General features: G+C 43.6%; 22 protein-coding genes. All 22 read right to left on the reverse strand.

Translation table 11 applies throughout. The annotated features are described in order from the left end of the window. Positions 1–2 precede the first annotated feature (2 nt). Complete coding sequence (gene fabF / locus FD12_RS10965; RefSeq protein ID WP_056983176.1) at positions 3–1,232, reverse strand: beta-ketoacyl-ACP synthase II; 1,230 nt, start codon at positions 1,230–1,232, stop codon at positions 3–5. A gap of 21 nt (positions 1,233–1,253) precedes the next feature. After that, the gene (fabG, locus tag FD12_RS10970) at positions 1,254–1,985 is read right to left on the reverse strand and encodes a 3-oxoacyl-ACP reductase FabG (protein ID WP_056983178.1); all 732 of its coding nucleotides are present in this window, start codon (positions 1,983–1,985) and stop codon (positions 1,254–1,256) included. Beyond that, positions 1,985–2,902, reverse strand: coding sequence for an ACP S-malonyltransferase (locus FD12_RS10975; protein ID WP_054747141.1), 918 nt, complete (start codon positions 2,900–2,902; stop codon positions 1,985–1,987). The genes fabG and FD12_RS10975 overlap by 1 nt, the downstream gene beginning before the upstream one ends. 9 nt (positions 2,903–2,911) lie before the next feature. Continuing rightward, positions 2,912–3,154, reverse strand: a complete 243-nt coding sequence (locus FD12_RS10980; protein ID WP_054747143.1) for an acyl carrier protein — start codon at positions 3,152–3,154, stop codon at positions 2,912–2,914. Between the two features lie 58 nt (positions 3,155–3,212). After that, positions 3,213–4,196, reverse strand: a complete 984-nt coding sequence (locus tag FD12_RS10985) for a beta-ketoacyl-ACP synthase III (RefSeq protein WP_056983181.1) — start codon at positions 4,194–4,196, stop codon at positions 3,213–3,215. After that, positions 4,193–4,660, reverse strand: a complete 468-nt coding sequence (locus FD12_RS10990) for a MarR family winged helix-turn-helix transcriptional regulator (RefSeq protein ID WP_056983183.1) — start codon at positions 4,658–4,660, stop codon at positions 4,193–4,195. Before FD12_RS10990 ends, FD12_RS10985 begins: the two co-directional genes overlap by 4 nt. Positions 4,661–4,689: 29 nt before the next feature. Further along, positions 4,690–5,136 carry a 3-hydroxyacyl-ACP dehydratase FabZ gene (gene fabZ / locus FD12_RS10995; RefSeq protein WP_003625233.1) on the reverse strand — a complete coding sequence of 149 codons (447 nt, stop codon included), beginning with the start codon at positions 5,134–5,136 and terminating at the stop codon, positions 4,690–4,692. Between the two features lie 368 nt (positions 5,137–5,504). Beyond that, on the reverse strand, positions 5,505–6,806 hold the full coding sequence (locus FD12_RS11000; RefSeq protein ID WP_056983185.1) for a pyrimidine-nucleoside phosphorylase: 1,302 nt from the start codon (positions 6,804–6,806) through the stop codon (positions 5,505–5,507). A gap of 95 nt (positions 6,807–6,901) precedes the next feature. Further along, the gene (locus FD12_RS11005) at positions 6,902–7,849 is read right to left on the reverse strand and encodes a sugar-binding transcriptional regulator (RefSeq protein ID WP_054747145.1); all 948 of its coding nucleotides are present in this window, start codon (positions 7,847–7,849) and stop codon (positions 6,902–6,904) included. Between the two features lie 42 nt (positions 7,850–7,891). Further along, a complete protein-coding gene (deoD, locus tag FD12_RS11010; protein ID WP_056983186.1) occupies positions 7,892–8,608 on the reverse strand; it encodes a purine-nucleoside phosphorylase in 717 nt (238 codons plus the stop codon). Positions 8,609–8,622: 14 nt separating this feature from the next. Next, positions 8,623–9,816, reverse strand: a complete 1,194-nt coding sequence (locus FD12_RS11015; protein ID WP_056983189.1) for a phosphopentomutase — start codon at positions 9,814–9,816, stop codon at positions 8,623–8,625. A 24-nt stretch (positions 9,817–9,840) separates the two neighbouring features. Next, the gene (deoC, locus tag FD12_RS11020) at positions 9,841–10,506 is read right to left on the reverse strand and encodes a deoxyribose-phosphate aldolase (RefSeq protein ID WP_054747147.1); all 666 of its coding nucleotides are present in this window, start codon (positions 10,504–10,506) and stop codon (positions 9,841–9,843) included. A 275-nt stretch (positions 10,507–10,781) separates the two neighbouring features. Next, a complete protein-coding gene (locus FD12_RS11025; RefSeq protein ID WP_054747150.1) occupies positions 10,782–11,687 on the reverse strand; it encodes a glycine betaine ABC transporter substrate-binding protein in 906 nt (301 codons plus the stop codon). A 12-nt stretch (positions 11,688–11,699) separates the two neighbouring features. Then, a complete protein-coding gene (locus FD12_RS11030; RefSeq protein ID WP_056983191.1) occupies positions 11,700–12,551 on the reverse strand; it encodes an ABC transporter permease in 852 nt (283 codons plus the stop codon). Next, positions 12,544–13,743, reverse strand: a complete 1,200-nt coding sequence (locus FD12_RS11035; protein ID WP_056983193.1) for a quaternary amine ABC transporter ATP-binding protein — start codon at positions 13,741–13,743, stop codon at positions 12,544–12,546. Before FD12_RS11035 ends, FD12_RS11030 begins: the two co-directional genes overlap by 8 nt. 562 nt (positions 13,744–14,305) lie before the next feature. Next, positions 14,306–15,670 (reverse strand): 23S rRNA (uracil(1939)-C(5))-methyltransferase RlmD, encoded by a 1,365-nt coding sequence (rlmD, locus tag FD12_RS11040; RefSeq protein ID WP_056983195.1) that lies wholly within the window; start codon positions 15,668–15,670, stop codon positions 14,306–14,308. Between the two features lie 78 nt (positions 15,671–15,748). Further along, positions 15,749–16,747, reverse strand: a complete 999-nt coding sequence (locus FD12_RS11045) for a diacylglycerol kinase (protein WP_054747153.1) — start codon at positions 16,745–16,747, stop codon at positions 15,749–15,751. A 16-nt stretch (positions 16,748–16,763) separates the two neighbouring features. Further along, on the reverse strand, positions 16,764–18,185 hold the full coding sequence (gatB, locus tag FD12_RS11050) for an Asp-tRNA(Asn)/Glu-tRNA(Gln) amidotransferase subunit GatB (RefSeq protein ID WP_056983197.1): 1,422 nt from the start codon (positions 18,183–18,185) through the stop codon (positions 16,764–16,766). Beyond that, entirely contained in the window at positions 18,185–19,648 is a 1,464-nt protein-coding gene (gatA, locus tag FD12_RS11055; protein WP_056983199.1) for an Asp-tRNA(Asn)/Glu-tRNA(Gln) amidotransferase subunit GatA, read from the reverse strand. The genes gatB and gatA overlap by 1 nt, the downstream gene beginning before the upstream one ends. Then, positions 19,648–19,959, reverse strand: coding sequence for an Asp-tRNA(Asn)/Glu-tRNA(Gln) amidotransferase subunit GatC (gene gatC, locus FD12_RS11060; protein WP_054747155.1), 312 nt, complete (start codon positions 19,957–19,959; stop codon positions 19,648–19,650). Before gatC ends, gatA begins: the two co-directional genes overlap by 1 nt. Positions 19,960–20,039: 80 nt before the next feature. Then, positions 20,040–21,185 carry a CamS family sex pheromone protein gene (locus FD12_RS11065; protein WP_082622247.1) on the reverse strand — a complete coding sequence of 382 codons (1,146 nt, stop codon included), beginning with the start codon at positions 21,183–21,185 and terminating at the stop codon, positions 20,040–20,042. Positions 21,186–21,201: 16 nt separating this feature from the next. After that, the gene (ligA, locus tag FD12_RS11070) at positions 21,202–23,229 is read right to left on the reverse strand and encodes an NAD-dependent DNA ligase LigA (protein ID WP_056983204.1); all 2,028 of its coding nucleotides are present in this window, start codon (positions 23,227–23,229) and stop codon (positions 21,202–21,204) included. Between the last annotated feature and the right edge of the window lie 13 nt (positions 23,230–23,242).

The raw sequence follows: 23,242 nt of genomic DNA on the forward strand, positions 1-23,242 counted from the left end.
GTTTAATCACATCCCTTAAATGCAATTACCGCGTTATGGCCTCCAAAACCAAATGAGTTACTAATTGCGTAGTTAACGGGGACTTTTTTATTGTCATCGTTAACCAACTCAATATCACAGTCTTCGTCCTGGTTAACCACCCCAACGTTCACGGGCATCTGGTTATGCTGGATTGCGCCAATCGTTGCAACGGCTTCAATTGCGCCGGCAGCTCCCAGTGCATGGCCAGTCATCCCTTTAGTGCTGCTGACTTTAACGTGGTCGTTCTTGGCAAAGACTTGTTTGATAGCTTTAGATTCGGCGCTGTCGTTAGCATGAGTGCTGGTTCCATGAGCATTGATGTAATCGACTTCGGTTTCATCGATGCCAGCTTCGTCAACAGCTTGTTGCATGGCCCGAATGGCACCCTTGCCTTCTGGATCAGGGGCAGTCATATGATAGGCGTCGCTGGTGGTTCCATAACCAACAATTTCAGCTAAAATATTGGCATGACGGGCTTTGGCGTGATCGTAATCTTCAAGGATCACAGTTCCTGAACCTTCACCAAGCACAAATCCATTCCGATCTTTGTCAAATGGAATTGAAGCTTTCTTTGGATCGGTTGCTTTGGACAATGCCGTTAAGGCCGCGAATCCAGAAATTCCAATTTCATTCACTGACGCTTCGGTTCCACCCGCAATAATGGCTTTCGCCTTGCCTTGCTTGATATACTCAAAGGCATTTCCAATCGCGTTCGTTCCTGATGAACAGGCGGTAACAATTCCCTGGCTGGTGTTCAGCGCATTAAAGGCAATCGAAATGTTACCAGCCGCCATATTAATAATTGAGTCCGGAACAAACAATGGGGATACCCGCTTTGGGCTCTTATCATGCATCTTGATGACCTGTTCTTGAATAGTGGTCAAGCCACCAATTCCAGAACCATAAATCACGCCAAGATCTTCGGGATCAATGTTGTCTTCGGTGAGACCAGCCATTTCCATTGCTTCTTTGGCACTATACAGTGCATAGGTACAGAACAAATCATTCCGTTTAGCAAATTTCTTGTCAACTCGTTTTAACGGGTCAAAGTCTTTCACCTCACCAGCAACGGTAATGCCAGTTGGCTCTGCGTCAAATTTGGTAATTGGATTAATGCCCACTTTAGAAGCAAATAAATTCTTCAAAAAACTATCAACATCATTTCCAATTGGGGAAACAATTCCCATTCCGGTAATCACTACTCTGCTCATTAATTTACTCCTTCAACAATTCTAAATTGTTAAACCGCCATCGACCGTGACCACTTGGCCTGTGATGTACTGGTTATGAATCAAAAATGCGACCGCATCGGCAATTTCGTCGGGTTCGGCAAATCGTTTCAACGGAATCTGATCCGTAAATTCTTTTTGCCGGCGTTCGCTCATTTTACCAGTCATGTCAGTGGCAACCATTCCGGGGGCAACCGCGTTACACCGAATATTTCTCAGGGCACCCTCTCTGGCAGCAGTCTTCGTTAAACCAACTAGTCCGGCCTTGCTGGCTGAATAGTTTGCCTGACCCAAATTACCATGTAATCCAGAAATGCTGGACAGGTTCACAATGGCCCCTGAGCGGCTCTTTTGCATGAACTTCATGGCAAACTTGGTCATGTTAAAAGCACCCACCAGGTTCGTGTCGATCACGGCTTTGAAATCAGCTAACTTTAACCGGCTTAACAACTTGTCCTTTGTAATGCCGGCATTGTTCACCAGAACATCAATTTGGCCGTATTTTTCAACAACTTCGCCGACCATTTTTTCAGCGTCGGCTTCATTAGCCACGTCGCCAACCAAATTATCAAATGAAAAGCCTGCATCTGAAAAGCTTTGTTTCTCCTCGTCAGTTAAGGGATGATGTGAGTTAATCACAACCGTCATCCCATCACTTGAAAGCCGTTTGGCGATTGCCAGGCCAATTCCCTTGGCAGCTCCGGTTACTAATGCAACTTGTTTTGTGTCACTCATTATTTCACCAACTTTGCTTTTGATCGAAAATCGTTTAACGTCTTAACACTATCAATATGGAATGTATGATCGTTCGCCACCACATTCTTGGCAAACTTCATCAGTGTATCGCCAGGGCCCAGTTCAACAACCGTATCAACACCTAATTGAGTAAGCTGTTGGATGCAGCTATAAAAATGGGTTGGATTAATGAGCTGATCGATTAACGTTTGCTTAATCGTGTTAACTTCGAAAGGTTGAGACGTTGTGTTACTGATCACGGGGAAAGCCAACTGGTTGAACGAAACATCTTGAATTCGTTTTGCCAACAAATCGGAGGCCTCCTGCATGAATGGTGTGTGAGATGCGACCGTCATTTTCAACGGAACAACGCGTTTAACACCGTGCTCATGCAGATAATCGGTAGCTGCCTGAAGGCCCTCAACGGAACCGCCAATCACAATTTGAGAATCGGTGTTGTAATTGGCAGCATAGATTTCACCCTGCTTCGAGCCGGCTTTTACCGCTTGGTCCACCATGTCAGCAGTCGTTTTTAAGACGGCCGCCATTTTGCCAGGATGATCCTGACCAGCTTGATCCATGTAGTGACTGCGATCACGAACCAATTGAAGGGCATCACTGAAGTCCAATCCCTTGGCAGCCACAATCGCGCTATACTCACCAAGACTCAAACCAGTGGCACCAACCGGACCACCAAAATCTTGATTGAGAATCCGCTCAATCCCTGTACTCATGGCGACAATCGCCACTTGGGTATTGACCGGCTTATCAAAGACAGCGGAATCACTCATATCCATATTTAAAGCTTCGGAAGCTTCGTCAATTGTCTGGCGATAAACAGGTTCCTGCTGATACAAGTCCTGCCCCATGCCGTCAAATTGCTTACCTTGGCCGCTAAATAAATAACCTATTTTCAAATTATCGACCTACTTGTCAGCTTTTTGCTTCAAAACGTAATCAACTAATTCACCAACAGTTTCCATACCTTCGTCTGTATCGATTTCGATATCGTAAGTGTCTTCGATCTTGTCAATCACTTCAAAGATGTCCAAACTGTCTAAATCCAAGTCGTTCTTGAAATTGGTGTTTTCTTTAACCTTGTCAGCGTCTACGTCCAATTGGTCTACGATAATGTCCTTAATCTTGTTGAATACTTCTTCTTTAGTCATAATAAATTTCCTCCAAATTTTTGTTAGTCATTTTTTGTTCATCAATGTTCATTGCTTGCTAATATTTAATAATCATGGTTCCAACCGTTAATCCGCCGCCAAATCCGGATAGGGCGATGACATCCCCCCTTTTAATGATTTTTTGTTTAACTAATTGATCTAATAAAATGGGTTCGCTGGCCGCAGCGGTGTTTCCATATTCATCAATGTTAATTGGAAACTTGGCCATTGAGACCGCCAATTCATCGGCGATCCGTTCAACAATCCGTTGGTTGGCTTGATGCAAAACGAAACAGTCAACCTCGTCTGCCGTTAAATTGGCCTGCTTCAAGGCGTCGTTAATTGATTCTGGCACGTTCTTAACGGCGAAGCTATAAACTCGCCGGCCATTCATCTTGAAGAACGGTGAAAATGGCTGTTGATCTGTTGCAAACGGTGATGGCTTACCGGTTTGGCCAGCAGTCAAATATTGACCCAGATTACCTAATGTCCGAAGATCTTCACTGATAAACGAACCGTTCTCAACAGTTGTGTTCTGAATCAAAACGCCACCAGCACCATCGCCAAACAGCACTGCGGTGGATCGATCAGACCAATCCAACAATTTACTGAGGGTTTCACCACCAATCAAAATGGCGTTCTTTTGCTGATTGGCCATCAACATCTGTTTTACCAAATGTAACCCGTAAACAAATCCTGAACAGGCGGCATCAATATCAAAAGCAATGGCATGATCCGCGCCAATCTGACCTTGAACCGTCGCACCCACTGATGGCGTGAGATAATCCGGTGACATCGTAGCCACCACAATCAAATCAATATCTTTAGCAGTCAAGTCGCTTTGGGCAATTAATTGGGTCGCCACATCGGTACACATTGAACTGGTGGTTTCCTCAGTCGCAATCCGTCTGCGCTTAATCCCGGTCCGTTGCGTGATCCACTCATCTGACGTATCCATCATCGTCGCTAACTCATCGTTAGTCACAACGTGGTCAGGTGCTGAACTGGCTGTTGCCATGATTTTGAAATCTTCAAATTTCATCTACCCGAAACCTCACCAATAAAATCTTCCACGTTCATTAACGCTTGCTTCATTTTTTTGATATCCGAACCGTCGAATCCCTTGAGACACTGCTCAACCAATTTTCGATGGAATGCATAATGGGCTCGGTAAAGCAGTCGGCCTTTACTAGTTAACGCCAAATTGATAATTCGCCGATCTCGTTGATTAATTATCCGGGAAATGTACCCTTTGCGTTCCAAATTATTTAAATTAGCTGTCAGCGTTCCCTTGCTTAATCGCAGGATCCGCGCAACCTCAGACGTCGTTTTATGGTCATGCAAGCCAATCGTATGAACCAAATGCAATTCTTTTGCGGTGATGTCCTTAAAACGGCTTTTCTTGATTTCGCTCTCTTCGATTCGCATAATCTGATCATAAATGTCCACCAAAGAATCGCTAATGAAGTTGTAGTCTTCTTTAATTTCATCACTTATTGCATTCATGAGATTGGTCTCCTACAAATTTGTCCAAATTAGATTTTCTTCTTAGGATCAGGGACGATAAAGGTTAACTCTGCAGAACAGGCAACCTTATCTTCGACCTTTGCTTCACACTTGACTTTGCCCATATTGTCACGTTGCTTTTCCATGGTGACATGCAATTTGAGGACATCGCCTGGACGAACTACTTTTCTGAATTTGGCACTGTCAATCGCACCCAGATAAGCCGTTTTGCCTTGATACTTCTCGGTCTTTAAAATCAAAATTGAAGCGGCTTGGGCAAGTGACTCAATGATCAACACACCAGGCATGACTGGATTGCCAGGAAAATGGCCTTGGAAAAATTCTTCATTAATTGTCACGTTCTTGGTACAAACAATTGACTCACCAGGATTTAATTCGTCGACCTTATCCATAAATAGGATTGGGTAACGGTTCGGAATCAAATCCATAATTTCAGCTGCATCTAATACACTCATTGATTTCTTCCTTTCAGTTACAAACATCTACATTCAATTAAATTAGTTCGAAACCCGAACTAATTACTGAGAGGCGTCCTTTAGAAATGAACCCTGAAGCACCCTCGTTTTGAACAAAACACATCATATACCATATTAGTTTGAATATCAAACTATTCTGGTTAACGGCATACCGATAAACGTCATTGTACACGGGTTGTGAGCGGGCGTAAAGATTTTTTTGAAGAACGGACAGCCAAAGTGAATGAGCCGTCAAAAAAGCTTCACCTTTAAACGCTGTTTCGCGTTAGCAGGTGAAGCTTTGGGAAATGGATGATAACTGTCCAAAATCACATTATTGTTAATGATACTCACTGATTAAAATCGGCTCATTCAATCGTTGTATAAATCAACTCTGGTGCTTTGGCCGTATCTGAAATTTCAATATTGTCATACAACAACTTCTTAATATCATCAACTTCTTCACGATTACTATAAATCGTTAACAGCGGCTCACCCGATTCGACCTTGTCGCCAATCTTCTTGTTGAGCACAATGCCAACCGAGTAGTCCAGTTGGTCGTCAGCTTTTTGACGGCCGCCACCAAGTAGCATGCTGGCCACACCAATTTCATCGGCCACAATTTTAGCAACCACGCCGGAAGTTTTGGCAGGTAATTGAATTTGGTATTTAGCCTGTGGCAAGACCCCTTTTGGATCGTTGACAACATTGGGATCACCCCCCTGATCCCTAACCATCGCTTCGAAGCTGGCTAAGGCCTTGCCATTATGAATGACTGCCTCACACATCTTCTGCCCTTCAGCAGTCGTTTTAGCCTTGTCACCCATGACTGCCATATAGCCGCCAATAGTCACAATCAGTTTTTCTAAATCAGCTGGACCATTGCCTTTCAATAAGTCAATTGATTCTTCGATCTCAAGTGAATTCCCAATGGCATCCCCGAGTGGTTGGTTCATGTCGGTTATCAATGCCATACATTTCATGCCGACGCCTTTACCAATATCAACTAAAGCTCTGGCAAGCGCTTTGGAATCGTCCAGGGTCTTCATGAAGGCCCCAGCACCGGTTTTAACGTCAATCACCAAGGCATCGGTCCCAGAAGCAATCTTCTTACTCATGATCGAACCGGCAATCAAGGGGATCGAATCAACCGTATCCGTCACGTCGCGCAAAGCATAAATCTTTTTATCAGCGGGCGCAATATTTCCTGTGGCACCGATAATGGCTAAGTGATCTTTTTTGACTTGTTTAATGAAATCCTGCTCACTAATTTCAACCTGATAGCCTGGAATGGCTTCTAGTTTGTCCAACGTTCCGCCAGTGTGGCCGAGGCCACGACCGGAAATCATGGGTACCGGGATCCCTAAAGCGGCCACCACTGCTGCCAAAGGAATACTGGTTTTGTCCCCGACCCCGCCAGTGGAATGTTTGTCGACTTTGACACCGGGAATGCTGCTCAAATCAAGATGATCGCCAGATTCCATCATTTTCATCGTTAAGGTCGACTGCTCTTCAGTCGTCATTCCCTTAAAGAAGATCGCCATCAACAAGGCACTGGTTTGGTAATCAGGAATGTCACCCGACACCACACCGTCAACAAAATATTGAATTTGTTCGTCCGTCAATTCTTTTCCTGAACGTTTTGCATGAATAATATCAACCATTCTCATAACGAAGTCTCCTTCCAAGTAACCGTTTACATATTGCTATTATCAAAATCCGGGAAATTATCAGTCCCCCACTTAATAATCCCCCGGACTCTTCGTTAATAATCCAACAACAACTGTGCCAAGCTTTGATCAATAATGGCACAATTTGTATAGTTTGCTTTCAACACCGCGTGCACCCCGGCAACTTTTCGGTTCCCAGTTGCCACCAGGATCGCATACTTCTTTGTCTTTAAGTCATCAAGCTGAATGCCAATTGTGCGATCATCAATTTGTTGACTGACAATTTTGCCATCTCGATCAATAAACCGTGAAAATACGTCACCGATGGCCTTTTTCTGCAATTGAGCTTTCTCCTGTTTGTTGAAATACCCCAATTGAAAAATCAATGCGTCAGATCGAACCGTGCCAACCGTGAACAAAGCAACGTTGGCTTTGCGACCGAGGTCCAATATGCTTTTGATGTACCGATCGCTTTCGACCATGTCCTTGGTCACTTTATGATCAAAGATGACGGGTAACGGCAGATATTCAGGTTGGGTGTGGTAAGCCCGTGCCAACTCATTGACACTTTCGTACGCCCAAGTTTTCTCCTGAGAATGACTGATACTCCCTTTGAGTTGAACAACCTGAACACCAGCTGCATTCTGCTCCTCAACCTGTTTGGTCACCGCATGAATGGTATGACCCCAACCAATTCCAATGATGTCCCCAGGTTCAACCACTGATGTCAAATAATCGGCGGCAAATTTACCAACGCTATCAGAAAGTGAAGCCATCCCCGCGTAGTTGTTTGGCACAACGTGAAACTGGGCCCCGTATTTTTCCGCCAACTGTTGGCCCAACACCTGGGAATCTACCAGTGGATTAATGATCTGGATTTTCACCAACCCGTTATCCTTGGCATACTGAATTAACCGGGAAACCGTTGGCCGCGAAACCCCCAATTGTTTCGAGATTTGTAACTGACTTAAATTGTCCTGATAGTAGAGTTCGGCTACTTGCAAGCTCTGCTTTAACTTGGTAACATCCCTAATCTCTGCCATGGTCGCTTCTCTCCGAATCGTTTTGGACTTCGATCGATTTTTTTAATTGTTCATGTTCTTAATAGCGGTTTCCAATGATAATCTGGCCATCTCATCAAATGACGTTTCCCGCTCTTTGGCTGACAATGCCTCGCCAGTGAGTAGATGATCACTAACCGTCAGGATAGTCAGGGCGCGGATGTGGTGCTTAGCCGCCAATAAATAAAGGCCAGACGTTTCCATTTCAGTTGCTAAAACCCCATAGTCAATGAGTTTATGAATATCCAACTCATCATTATAGAAACGATCAGCAGCAAAAATATTGCCGACTTTCGTTTTAATGTTCATTTCCTGAGCCGTATGGTATGCGGAATCCAGCAACCCAAAGTCAGCGATTGGTGAATAGTATAGGCCAGGGCCAAACGTATTTTGAATAATCGATGAATCAGTCGTGCCAGCCTGGCCCAAGATGACGTCGCGAATCTTAACATCTGGGCTCATCCCACCACAGCTACCCACTCGATAAATGGTCTTGACACCATATTCTTTGATCAACTCAGTCGTGTAGATTGCCAGCGATGGAATCCCCATGCCAGAACCTTGGACAGAGAGCCTTTTACCTTTGTAGGTGCCGGTATAGCCGAACATGTTTCGCACGTGACTATACTGAACCGGATTATCCAGATAGGTCTCAGCAATAAATTTTGCGCGCAGTGGATCACCGGGCATTAAGACTGTATCGGCGATTTCACCAGGCTTGGCGCCAATGTGTGTACTCATATGATTACCTCCGTTTAAATCTCGTTAAGAAAACTCGTTCCAACCGGATTGCCGGTCACGTTAAAATTATCAAGAACCGTTGCGCCAAAGTCAGCAAACGTCTTTCGAACGCCTAATGAACCACTATTCTTCATGGATGGTGAATAAACCAGTAGTGGCACTTCCTCACGGGTATGATCAGTTCCTTTAAAGCCCGGATCGTTTCCATGATCAGCCGTAATCATTAGTAAATCATCGTCCTTTAGGTTCTTCAAAACCGTTCCCAGTCGTTTGTCAAAGTCCATCAAGGCTTCACCAAAGCCAATCGGATTACGGCGGTGACCATACATTGCGTCAAAATCAACTAAATTAGTGAAAGCAAATCCAGTGAAGTCTTCAGCCATCACATGATCGACGTGATCCATTCCATCCATGTTGCTTTCATTGTGGTAGCCTTCATCAATCCCATGACCTGAGAAGATATCATTAATCTTGCCAATTCCAATGGTATGAACGCCAGCAGCTTGTAAATAATCCAAGTCCGTCTTACCAGTTGGTTCCAAGGTGAAATCATGGCGGTTGGCTGTTCGGGTGAAGTGATCTTTATCAGGGCCAACGTATGGCCGGGCAATGATCCGACCAACGGTGTACTCCGGCCCATTGACCAATGTTCTGGCATACTCACAAATCCGATACAATTCGTTTAGCGGAATCACGTCCTCGTGAGCAGCAATTTGCAGAACCGAATCACCAGAAGTATAGACAATTAAATCGCCGGTCTTCATCTGTTGTTCGCCAAGCTCCGCGATAATCTTGGTTCCTGATTCCGGCCGATTACCAATAATTTTACGGCCAGAGAAGGCGGCCAGCTTTTCTAAGATATCAGCTGGAAACCCATTTGGAAATGTGTTCAGCGGCTTGTTGACGGGCAGCCCCATCATTTCCCAATGACCGTCCATGCTGTCTTTGCCCGCTGAGATTTCTTGCATTTTGCCATAATAACCAATTGGCTGGTCAACTTTGGCAACCCCTTCAATCGGTTGGTCCCGCAAGTTGGAAATCCCTAGCTTTTGTAGGTTGGGGATCTGCAACTTGCCTTTATAAGCTTCTCCAACGTGCCCCAAGGTATCTGAGCCAACGTCATCAAATTTGGCTGCATCGGGTGCGGCGCCGGTTCCAACTGAATCCATTACAATTCCAAATACCCGTTTATAATTCTTTGTACTCATAGATATGCCTCCCCATGCAGTCTTTTAAGATAAGATCTTAACGGTTGCGCTGACCCCTAAACGACTGGCACCAGCATCAATCATTGCTAAAGCTTCCTCGCGTGAATGAATGCCACCGGATGCTTTAACGCCCAAGCGATCACCAACGGTTTTGCGCATCAAGGCAACGTCATCGAGCTTGGCCCCTGCTGAACTGAAGCCAGTTGACGTTTTAACATAATCGGCACCAGCTGTTTCGGAATCTTGACAGCCACTCACAATTTGGTCGTTGTTAAGATACGAAGTTTCTAGAATCACTTTAAGCAGTTTGCCCTTTGCATGAACGGCTTCGGCAACTTTTTGAATATCTTCAGTTACAAATTTGTCGTTACCGCCAATTAATTCACCGACATTTAAAACCATATCGATTTCTTCAGCGCCTTGGTCAATTGCGGTAATTGCTTCATATACTTTAGTCTCAGTGTTGGTTGCGCCTAATGGGAAGCCCACAACCGTGATTGGGTTAACCGTTGAATCCTTGAGTTCTTCAGCAACCAGTGGGATCCAGTGAGAGTTCACACAAACGGAAGCTGTGTTGTATTTCACCGCCTCCTGACAGGTTTCACGGATACTCTCTTCAGTAGCGTCAGGTTTCAGGTTGGTATGGTCCAAGTATTTTGCTAATTGGGCAGTAGTTAAGTCTGTTGTCATGGTAATGTAACCCCTTTCATTTATTATTACAAGCATAGTTTACAGGAACCGAGAACATATGTAAAGATATATGATGAAATAATGTTCACTTTTGTGAAAAAATGTACATTATTCATCGATTTTTTGTCCGATAAGAAAAGAGGTTGAAATTCGCAATTTTTTGCGTTTCAACCTCTTCGAGAGTTTAGCTATTCGATTTCCTCATGGACAAGTTCACATAGAGGATTTTGACTTCAGATGATCCTTTGACTTTAAACGGTTCTAATTAATCCACTTTAGTTTTTCAAATCTTCAATCGAATTAATATTCTTCATATAAGAAGGAACGGCTAACCCAACTTTGGCACCCTTTAAATTGGTTCCAAGATCGTCAAACTTACCTTTATAATCCTTGTAATACAATCCTTGGGTGTTGGGCAACCAGGCACAGACCATGCCATCAGCCGCATTGGTTGCAATTGAAGCCCATAATGGTTGCAGCTCCATTGCTTGGATTTCAACTTTATACCCGAGAGATCTCAATACGTTGGCAACTAGATTTGTGGAGGCAATTTCTGAATCCCACGCAACGTAGGTCAACTTGATCGATTGACCGTGAACGTGCTTAATGCCTTTGGTCCAGGAATTGACTTGCTGCTGATTTTGTTTCATCCATTTAGCTGTTGCCGTCTTAGGGTTTTCACCATTGTTCACCTTTAACATGATGTCAGCCATTTGATCCGGTTTCCAGTTAAATCTGTTCAACATTTCATAGGCTTCCGGCTTGTCTTTTTTCAACCCTTTACGGACAATCGTATGGATGTCTTCCGATTTTCCATAAATGTTTTTAGGATCCTTCAGAAACTTCAAATGGAATTTATTGATCATCCAGTGCGGTGTCCAACTTGTCACAACGATCGGCTGGTGGTTCTTAACCGATTTAGCCAGCGTACTTGTCATGGCAGCAGTTGAACTGGTTTGCAATTGCCACTTGGAATTGGTCAGTCCATATGCCTTCATCGCTTTTTGAGTGGTCGTCATTTCACCAGCCCCGGCTTCAATTCCAGTGATCGTATAATTAATCTGTTTGCCGAGACTTTCGTTGGGGTTATATTTCGCAACCTTGCTCGAACAAGCTGACAACAAAACGACAGAGAACATGAGCGAGAGAAAAAGGATTAATTTGTGATTTCGTTTTTTCATATGAACCCCCTTCTATGACTTAGGGATCTTGCTACGATTAATCGCCTGCGTAATTCGATCCAAAATGATCGCTAAGATAACGATGGCTAGTCCGGCGGCAAACCCACCCCCGGCATCATTTCGACCAACGGCAAAGTAGACTTTGTTTCCAAGTCCCATCGCCCCGATCATTGATGCAATCACAACCATCGAAAGCGACAGCATCATACTTTGGTTGACACCAGCCATCAAAGTTGATTTTGCCAACGGTAACTGAACTTTGAAGAGTTTTTGCCAAGAAGTTGAGCCATATGAATCAGCAGCTTCAATTAAGTCTGCCGGCACTTGGCGGATTCCTAAGTTGGTCATCCGAATCGTTGGCGGCATTGCAAAGATCACCGAAGCAATGACTCCAGGAACCATTCCAATCCCAAAGAAGGCAACTGCCGGGATCAAATAAACAAAGGCTGGCATCGTCTGCATGAAATCAAGAATTGGTTTGTTGATGGTTTCGAAGACCTTTGATTTACCCATCCAAATTCCAAGCGGAACCCCAATCACTAGGGCAATCAAGCTTGAAGTCAGAACCAATGTCAACGTCTGGGTCATATCACGCCAGAAGCCTTGATTCCAAATGTAAAGTAAGCCAACGATTTCGAATCCAATTAATGTCCAATGCTTGGTTTTTCGGTTTAACCAGTACGTACAACCAACAACCAGCAGCATGAACAACCAAATTGGCAACAGATCAAAGATCCATTGAAATCCGTTGATAATGCCGCCGATGAAGTTGGTAACAGCATTGAAGAACCCTTCAAAGCTCGCCAACCAGTCAACAAATTTGTCAATCCAACTTGAAACAGGTAATTGAGGAATGTTATTCATCTTCGCCCACCTCATTTCCAGAAATTGCGCCAAGAACGGCACCTCTAATAATGATTCCTAACAGATGATTTTGATCGTCAACCACTGCATAAGGGATTGGCGTTGAAGAAATGGTATCCATGATATCCGTGATTGGGGTATCTGGTGAAGTTGTCGGCACGTTCTTTTGAATGACTGAATCAAGCTTACGCTCCTTCTTCTTGATTAAGCTCATCACGTGACTGGCATCAACCACCCCAATAAATTCACGTTTATTGTTCACAACATAAACGGATGAAATCTCGTTTTCAACCATCCGTCGCATAGCAATCCGTGGTCCATCTTTGTCAATGTTAACAAATGTCGGCCGAATCATGACGTTAGAAGCAGTCAAAACCTTCGTCCGATCGACATCTTCAATAAATCTCTCAACGTAGTCGTCTGCTGGCTGGGTCAGAATTTCTTCCGGCGTACCAGTTTGGACAATTTCGCCGTCTTTCATGATCATGATTCGGTCGCCAATTCGTAGCGCTTCGTTCAAGTCATGAGAAATAAATACAATCGTTTTGTGCAGGTTTTCCTGCAGATCCAACAACTCGTCCTGCATATCTTTTCTGTTCAATGGATCCAAGGCTGAAAAGGCTTCATCCATCAATAGAATCTCCGAGTTATTAGCAAGGGCTCTGGCAAGGCCAACCCGTTGCTGCATCCCGCCTGATAATTGAGTGGGATACTGATTGTCGTAACCATGAAGGCCAACTAATTCCAGCGCATCATGTGACTTTTTCAAACGCTCATCTTTATCAACACCCTTAATTTCCAATCCATAGGCGGTGTTATCGATGATGGTCCGATTGGGAAACAACGCAAAGTTTTGGAAAACCATGCTCATTTTGTTCCGGCGAACATCCAACAATTGTTTTTTATTAAGTGAGGTTAAATTTTCACCATCAATGAGGACTTCACCGGATGTGGGTTCAATTAGTCGGTTAATCATCCGAATCATCGTTGATTTACCACTTCCAGATAATCCCATGATGACAAAAATTTCACCATCGTTCACTTCAAAATTGGCGTCGTTCACACCAACTGTGGCACCTGCTGATTTTAAAATCTCAGCTTTTGACTTACCTGCTTTTAATAATTCTTCGGCCCGGGGGATCCGGCGGCCAAAGATCTTGGTAAGATGTCGCACTTCTAATTTTGCTGTCATGTGCCCCTCCTTATCAATGTTCCGTATTAACGATCTAAGAAATTAAAAAAGGCACTTCCTAATAGGTTGTGCCTGTCGCTAAAAATTCACTTTAAAAAGCATAACAAAGATATGGACTTGTTTCAAACATATAGACCAAATGCAAATTTGAAGCCTGGACTAAATTGGTTAGCTGTAACGACTGATATTATAAGGCTTGGGTCAACTATTACTATTCAGTTAACAAAAGGCTTACAAATGCCGTTGAATGGGCATGGTAATAGGAATTACCGTCTTTTTTCAAAAAAAGTTGAAAAATTTCTCCAAAAAGTGATTGGAAACGGTTCCTAAAATCGAATTAGCTTGTCACTTTGATATGTTTTCTGTCATTGACTCACTAGAATCAGCCGTCATCTTTACCCCATTTTCCAAGCCAGAGCTTGAATATTATCAAAATGCGGTTTCGAAGGTTACAAGAGCGCCCACGATTAGAAATCACGCATCAAAAAAAGATCCCCTCAAAATTCAAAAAATTTGGGGAGAACCTTTTATAGGGACACGTTCAAATGTGATCGTCACACAGCTATTTTGTTAAAACCGTAATTGATTCAATATGCACCGTTTGAGGAAATTGATCAACAGGTTGGATTGGCTGGTTTACTTGATAGCCTTGTTCATTAAATAACTTGACATCCCTTGCAAGGGTTGCTGGGTTGCACGATACGTACACAACTCGTTTCGGTTGCATCTTAACAACGCTGTCAATCAACGTGCCATCTAACCCCTTACGTGGCGGGTCGACCACAATCACGTCAGGCTTTAGGCCATCTTCTTGCCATTTTGCCATTTGATCTTCGGCGTAACCTGCAACAAACTTCACATTATTAATCCCATTAATCTTGGCATTCTTTTTAGCGTCTTCAACGGCTTCCGGAACGATTTCAACCCCGTATACTTTTTTGGCAACTCGGGCCATCGAAAGTGAAATTGTCCCAATCCCACAATAAGCGTCGATAACCGTATCGTCGGCGGATAAGTCAGCCTTTTTGGTAGCTAAATCATATAATTTTTCAGTCTGGACTGGGTTAACTTGATAGAACGAATTAGCAGAAATTTCAAATTTAAGTCCAAGCAGCGTGTCCTCAATCGTACTTTGCCCTGCTAAGACTTTATTCTCCTTACCCATCAATGCATTGGTCTTCTTCGGATTCACATTTTGGACAATGCTCTTAACTTCTGGCAACGCCTTAGTGATATCGGCAACAATTTCCTTGTTACTTGGCAACTTTTCGGTTCGGGTAATGAGCACAATCATCATTTCATGAGAATAATGCCCGCGACGAACCATCACGTTCCGGATAACCCCGCCGTTTACCCGTTCATCATAAGGCTTAATCCGATACTTGCGTAAAATATCACGAACTACGACGATTGCCTTATCAATCTCAGGATCCTGAATATAAAAGTCTTCGATTGGGACGAGGTCATGGGAATGCTTACGATAAAATCCTGTTTGCAATTGACCATTGATCAAACGAACCGGGATCTGAGCCTTGTTACGATATTCATAGGGCTTATCCATGCCAATTGTTGGGTCAACCTGCACATCAAGCTTCAATTTCTTGAAATCTTCTTCAATTTGATGACGCTTGAATTCAAGTTGCGCATCGTATTTGAGATGTTGTAATGGGGCAATGCCGGTTTGCGTATATGCCTTATCAACCGACTCGACTCGGTCAGCACTCTTTTGATTGATCTTAATAACTTTCCCAAATGCAAAATTTTTCTTGACCTTAATAACCTTCATTGTCACGTTTTCAGTCGGCAATGCATCTTCAATAAAGATTGGGAAGTCGTCAATTTTGGCAACCCCCATGCCTTGATAAGTTAAATCAGTAATATCAACATCATAATTTTCATTTTTTAATACTGGAGCTGTTCTTTTCATTTATTCACCTTTATTTGCGTAGAAACAAAAATTGCGAAACGACAACATCGCAACGCAATTCATAACCATCATATAAAACTATTCCTTATCAGGCAGTTTGTCAACGCCTTTGACGAAGTTCTTTTCAGCTTCACGAATTCGATCGATTTCATCAGTGTACGCTCGATCAGGAATTTCATCAGTATTCGCAAAAATTTCAATGTGTTGTTTCAAATCAACGAACGTCATTGGCGCATCGCCACCATATTCACCATCCAAGTTAATCTGCATGCGATCATTAACTGGCTTAGCCGTCACTTTACGGACCTTCTTGTAAATGATTCGGGGATCGTCCACGTGCTTTCCACCATTCAAGACTTTAGAAGCCAAATGAAGAATTTCCACCAGGTTGCTGGTTTTAACAATGATTAACGTGAACTTACCATCATCAAGTGACGCGTCTGGAACAATTTGCTCAAACCCACCGACTGAATTGGTTAAGGCGAGGAAAAACATCGAGGCCTTACCTTTAAATTCGCCGCCATCATACTTCAAATCCATCTGGATGGGTTTGATTCGAGGCAACAATTCGGCACCTTTGACCAAATAGGCTAAATAACCAAAAACCGTCTTCAAATCTGAAGGCACATCGTAAGTCAGCTCAGTTAGTAGCCCACCAGCAGCAATGTTAATGAAGTAATTGTCACCAGCTTGGCCAATATCCATGTGAATGGTTTGCTTCTTGAATACCATCTTGGCAGCTTCAACGGGATCCTCACGGGGAATATGCAAAGCGCGGGCATAATCATTCGTCGTACCGGCAGGGATAATCGCCATCTTCGGTCGTTTCTTCAATGGGGCAATCCCATTGACAACCTCATTAATTGTTCCGTCTCCACCAGCCGCAACAATTAATTCGAACCCTTCTTCAGCGGCTCGGCGAGCTTCATTTTTGGCAGAATCCTTAGCAGCAGTGGTGGCGTATGCACTGGTTTCATAACCAGCCTGTTCAAACACATCCAAAATATCCACCATCTTCTGCTTGAGGATTTCTCTTCCAGAAGTTGGGTTATAGATGACTCTTGCCCGTTTTCGCATAATAATCCTGACTTTCCTATTTACTCATTGATTCTTTCAACATTTTGTTTACAACTTGAGGGTTGGCCTTACCATGAGTTTGTTTCATGATCTGACCAACTAAGAAACCGATTGCTCGATCTTTACCATTATGAAAATCTTCAACAGATTGTGGGTTGGCTGCCACAACATCGTCTACGATTGGTTGGAGCTTAGCGGGATCTGATAATTGAACCATGCCCTTTTCTTCAACGAATGCCTTGGGATCGTCTCCCTTGGTAATGGCTTTGAAGACTTTTTTGGCCATCTTCGACGAAATTGTGCCATCGGTGATCAGTTTAATCATCGTTGCCAGATGGTCAGGAGTAATCTTAGTATTTTGAAGGTCAACCTGATTATCATTTAGGTAGGCGTTAACGTCTCCTTGTAGATAGTTGGCAGCCAGCTTTGCATCGGCCCCGGCTTTAATCATGGCATCGTAGAAATCAGACATTTCCTTGGTCTGGGTGATAACCATTGCATCGTAGTCGGTAATGCCTAATTCATTGACGTAATGCTCACGACGCTTAGCAGGTGGTTCTGGAAGTTCCTCATTGATTTGGTCAATCCAATCTTGAGAAATTTCCAAAACGGGTAGATCTGGTTCTGGGAAGTAACGATAATCATCGGAACCTTCCTTAACCCGCATCAATTCGGTTTTACCAGTCGTTTCATCAAATCGACGAGTTTCTTGTTGGATCACACCACCGGACATCAACACCCGCTGTTGACGTTGCTCCTCGTATTCAAGACTCTTACGGACATAGTTAAATGAGTTAATGTTCTTCATTTCAACTTTGGTACCATATTCCTTTTGGCCAAGTGGTCTGATCGAAATGTTGGTATCAACCCGCATGGAACCTTCTTCCATTTTGACATCAGAAATGCCGGTAAACTGAACAATTTGCCGTAATTGTTCCAGATAAGCATATGCTTCATCTGGAGATTCAATATCAGGCTTGGAAACAATTTCAATTAGTGGGGTTCCCTGACGGTTTAAGTCGACATAAGAATGTTCGGCAGCATGGGTATTCTTACCAGCATCCTCTTCGATATGCATCTCAGCAATCCCGATTTTCTTCTTTTTTCCATCTACTTCGATTTCAACCCAGCCGTCATGGGCAATGGGCGTTTCGGATTGGGTAATCTGGTAAGCCTTTGGGTTATCAGGATAGAAGTAGTTCTTTCGATCGAAATGAGGCTTAGGCTCGATTTGGGCATGTAGCGCTAATCCGGCCATAATACCGTCATGAACAACCCCTTTGTTAGTGGTTGGCAAGACACCAGGATAGCCCCAGTCAATCACGTTAGTGTTGGCATTTGGCGTATCACCAAATTCTACAGGAGAAGGACTAAAAATTTTGGAGTTTGTTTTTAACTCAACGTGCACTTCAAGCCCAATTGTTGTCTGAAAATTCATTAGTTAGTTCCTCCCATCTTTGGTGTTTGCTGATTAAAGTCAGTATCTTGTTCGAAAGCATTTCCAGCTTGATAAACGCTTAGTTCATCATATGGTCGACCGATTAGTTGAACACCTACCGGCAAGCCATTTGAAAAACCAGCTGGGATCGACATTCCTGGCAGGCCAGCCAAGTTCACTGGCAATGTCAACACATCGTTCATATACATTGTCATTGGATCAGAAACATCTTCACCGATGCCATATGCCGGGGTTGGGGCAGTTGGTGCCAAGATCAAATCAAAGTCCTTGAATACTTTGGCAAAATCATTGTTCATCAATGTCCGAACCTGAGCGGCTTTCTTAAAGTACGCATCATAGAAGCCGGCAGACAACGAGAAGGTCCCTAACATAATTCGGCGCTTAACTTCATCGCCAAATCCTTCAGACCGCGACTTCACATAGAGGTCCTCGAGGTTCTTAACATCTTTAGCCCGACGACCGTAACGAATGCCATCAAATCGCTGAAGGTTTGAAGAGGCTTCGGATGAGGAAATGATGTAGTAAGCCGCAACACCATACTTAGTATGAGGTAACGAAACTTCTTCAACAGTGGCCCCGAGTTTTCTAAATTCGTCGGCAGCGTCCAATACTGTCTGCTTCACATCATCATCAAGCCCTTGGGACATGAACTCTGTTGGAATTCCAATTCTCATCCCTTTAACACCTTTATTCAAGGTGCTGGTAAAATCAGGAACTTCCTTAGTTGATGAAGTTAAATCATGTTGATCATGACCGGCAATTGCGTTCAAAACAGTTGCGTTGTCCTGAACATTTCGAGTAATTGGGCCGATTTGATCCAAACTTGAACCAAAGGCAATTAAGCCCCAACGAGAAACCCGCCCATAGGTTGGCTTCATTCCAACTACCCCGTTAAATGAGGCTGGTTGGCGAATTGAACCACCGGTATCAGATCCAAGCGCCACTAGAACTTCACCAGCGGCAACCGCGGCAGCAGAGCCACCTGATGAACCACCAGGAACTTTGGTCGTGTCCCATGGATTGTGCGTGACTTTGAAAGCAGAGTTCTCAGTTGAACCCCCCATTGCAAATTCATCCATGTTAGTCTTTCCTAATGTCACCGTGCCAAAGCTCTTGAGCTTTTCAACAGCGGTTGCATCAAACATTGGCGTGAAGTTTTCCAAGATTTTGGAAGCAGCTGTCGTCTTCATCCCTTTAGTCAACATATTATCCTTGATGGCGACAGGCACGCCAGACAAGCCGTTATCAGCATCAATCCCATTCTGATCAATTTGTTCAGCGTCTTTTACGGCACTGGCTTCATCAACCGTTAAGAATGCATTAATATCACCATCAACTGCTTGGATATTGTTCAATGTTTCTTGGGTCAGATCTTTAGCGGAGATTTCTTTTTTGGCTAATTTCTCGTGGATACTGGTTAAAGATTCGTTGAAATAATTCATTACTCATTTTCCCCACTTTCATCGATAATCGTAGGAGTTCGAATGTAGCCATCCTGAGTATCAGGGGCATTATCCAATAATGCTTGTTGTTGGTGCCAATCTTCGGCAACGTCTTCTCTCATAACATTAACTTGGTCAGTGACACTACTTGTCGGTTCGACACCCTCGGTATCAACTTCACTGAGTGTTTCAAATAAACCGATAATCTTATCTAATTGGGTTGTAAAGTATGGTAACTGGTCATCGTCAATCTTGAGCTTTGCTAGACCAGCAACGTGTTTTACTTGATCTTCAGAGATCTTTTCAGTCATCGAAATCCTTCTCTCTTCTGAATTACTTAATTTAATCACAACAATAATTTTACCATATAACGTCCATCATTTTTGTAAAATTAATAACTATTGAAAATATGGGCTGAAAACTTCTTCTCGTTGGCTTTCCGGCTCAAGAAACTTTGGATCCCCTCCGTCGACTGAACCGTAATGTCAATTGGTGCGTTGGCCGGCAAGTATTTCTGGGCGGCTCCTTGAATGTACTGAGTGAAACTAATAATTTCAGTCTGGCTGTAAAATTGGGTGGTAATATTGACATTCATCCCAGTTAACGAGCCGTCGGTGTACTGAGCTTGAGCAGTCACCCCACTCAGGTTCGGGAAGAATCCTTGAATGGTTGATTTGAAATTATCAAAGGAATCTTCATCGTTGGTGCTGGGACCTTTTTTGTTTGATTGAAGTGGGAAGACATAATTCTTTTGGTTCACTTTTGTCCACTTGCTAATCTTAGTCTCCGAATCGTCATTCAACGAATAGGCAAAAAAGTTCCCGCCAACGAGACTATCATCAGATGCCGACTTATAAAGCGCAATAATGATCGGAATGTTCTTCAAGGCCTTCTTCTTTCGCAATCTTTGAAGGACTTGGTTAGCAATCGCCTTGCCATGCTTTTTAACCTCGGCATTGGAGATGTTGGTCTGATATGTCGGCCCATATTGAGTCTTCTTGTAATAATCCACCGAGTTAATTGCCAGGCCAACCGTCATCGCTGATAGCTTGAGTGACTTCCCATTTGGAACCATAAAGTCCTGTTCATCAATTTGGGAAAGGTAAATGGGTGTCCGCCCAGTCGGCGTCGTGGATTTAACCTTTTCGGGATTGAGACCGGTTGGGTTCGATTTAGATTTACGATCCAGCCAATTTTCCACCTGGTCAGTTGAAAGGTACTGGCCTTCTTGGAAAACATACTTTTTAGTTGAAAATTCCTTCTTGGAAATATTCAGCAAGCCATTCTCAAATCCCTTGATATTAAACTGGTTGGATTCTTGGGACACGCTGACGCCCCTTGATTTACTTGTCCGGTAACGACCATTTTTGATGACCCCTTGATAATAATTATCGTTGGTTTGACCGGTTAGTTGCGTCTTGGTCTTTGAACCATTCGAGCTGTTGGTGTCACTTGACAGATTATCAATACTGCCACACGCCGCTAACATGAACCCGGATAGGATAATCGAGATGCCAACAATTGCTTTTTTTAACATTGATTCTCCTCCACTGTTACTTCTCATTTGCCATCGCCTCACGGAAGTGGGCTTCATCCCACGTTTCAATTCCGAGATTTTTGGCTTTATCATATTTACTGCCAGGATCTTCACCAACAACTACGATATCAGTTTTCTTTGATACAGAGCCGCTAACGGTGGCACCATGGTCTTCAAGCCATTGAGTGGCATCAGGACGCGTGATTTCTTGAAGTTTACCAGTTAATACAAACTTCTTACCAGTAAAGAAGGAACCGCTCTCGGCCAGCTGTTCATCACTCACACCGAGATAGTCCATATTTACTCCAACCTGTTTCAGCTGTTGAATCAACTCTTTTGACTCCGGCATTGAAAAATACGTCACGACACTGTCAGCAATGATCATTCCCATTGTATCAATTTCCGCAATCTCTTGCGCGGAAGCAGCCATCAATTTATCAATATTTTTAAAACGCTGTGAGATTAACCGAGCTGCCTTAATCCCAACATGGCGAATTCCTAAGCCATAGAGCAGTCGTTCACAAGAATTGCCCCGGCTGTTCTCAATAGCTGCAAGAAGATTACCCGCAGATTTTTCACCAAATTTATCCAAAGTCAATAATTGGTCAAAAGTCAGTTCATATAACCCAGCAACATCATTTAACATATGCTTATCAAATAACTGAGCAATGATCTTTGGACCAAGGCCGTCGATATTCATGGCGTCCCGCGAAGCAAAATGGGTTAACCCTTCCTGAAGTTGAGCAGGACACTTGGGATTAATACACCGCAACGCAACTTCTTCATCTAAATGAACCAACTTGGAGCCACACGATGGACACTTAGTCGGGATTGAGTAAGGCTGGCTCTCTTTGGGCCGCTTTTCAGCAATATATTGCGAAATCTCGGGAATAATATCGCCAGCCTTATGGAGCTTAACAGTATCACCAACGCGGATATCCTTCTCCTGTAGATAATCGGGATTATGTAAGGAAGCCCGACTAACTGTCGATCCTGCTAAGGTCACGGGATCCATCACTGCAGTTGGGGTTACCACCCCCGTTCGCCCAACTGTCCAAACAATTTCTCGGACAACCGTTTGGACTTCTTCAGGTGGGAACTTGAACGCAATTGCCCAGCGAGGAACCTTTACCGTTGCGCCCAAAGACCGTTGAAGTGGCAGTGAATTGACTTTAATAACGATTCCATCAATTCCGTAGGGCAGCCCGTCGCGAAGTTGCTGATATTGATCAACATAAGCATCAATTGCATTCATTGAATGAGCAACCCGGTACGTGGGGTTGATCGTAAAACCCAACGCCTTTAATTCTTCCAATAGACCACTTTGGGTATCCGTTTCCAGGTCATCATAATCCGCAACGTTATACATAAATGTACTCAATTTCCGGCGAGCAGTTACCCTGGGATCGAGTTGTCGCAAACTGCCAGCTGCTGCATTCCTTGGGTTGGCGAATGGTTCAAGACCATTATTCTGCCGTTCCTCATTCAATGAAGCAAATGAAGACTTGGGCATGTAACATTCACCACGAACCTCGATATTGATTGGTCGAGTGAGCTTACGCGGAATCGATTTAATTGTTTTTAAATTTCGCGTAATATCTTCACCGATCTGCCCATTCCCACGGGTTGAACCCTGGACCAAGATTCCATTTTCATATCGCAATGAAATTGCCAAACCATCAATTTTCAGTTCACAATTGTAATTAAACGGCACAGCATCCGAGTCCGTCAGGCGGTCAACAAAATCCCCGAGCTCTTCTTTGGAGAAAACATCCCCAAGTGAAAGCATTGGAATCTCATGCGGCACTTTTGTAAATCCGGGTAGTGTGTGATCACCAACTTTTTGGGTCGGCGAATCCGGCGTTACAATGTTGGGAAATTGTGTTTCCAGTTCAACTAACCGTTCATAAGTTTGATCATAAACAGAATCCTCAACGCTGGGAGAATCGTAGGTGTAATACTCATCGGACCATTTGTTTAGTTTTGCTCGAAGATTGGCTGCTTCTTCTGCGGCCTGTTGCTCACTGATTTTTTCAAGAGCCACGATAACACCTTCT

Origin of the sequence: Lentilactobacillus rapi DSM 19907 = JCM 15042, assembly GCF_001436255.1 — a bacterium.
Classification (GTDB): Bacteria; Bacillota; Bacilli; order Lactobacillales; family Lactobacillaceae; genus Lentilactobacillus; species Lentilactobacillus rapi.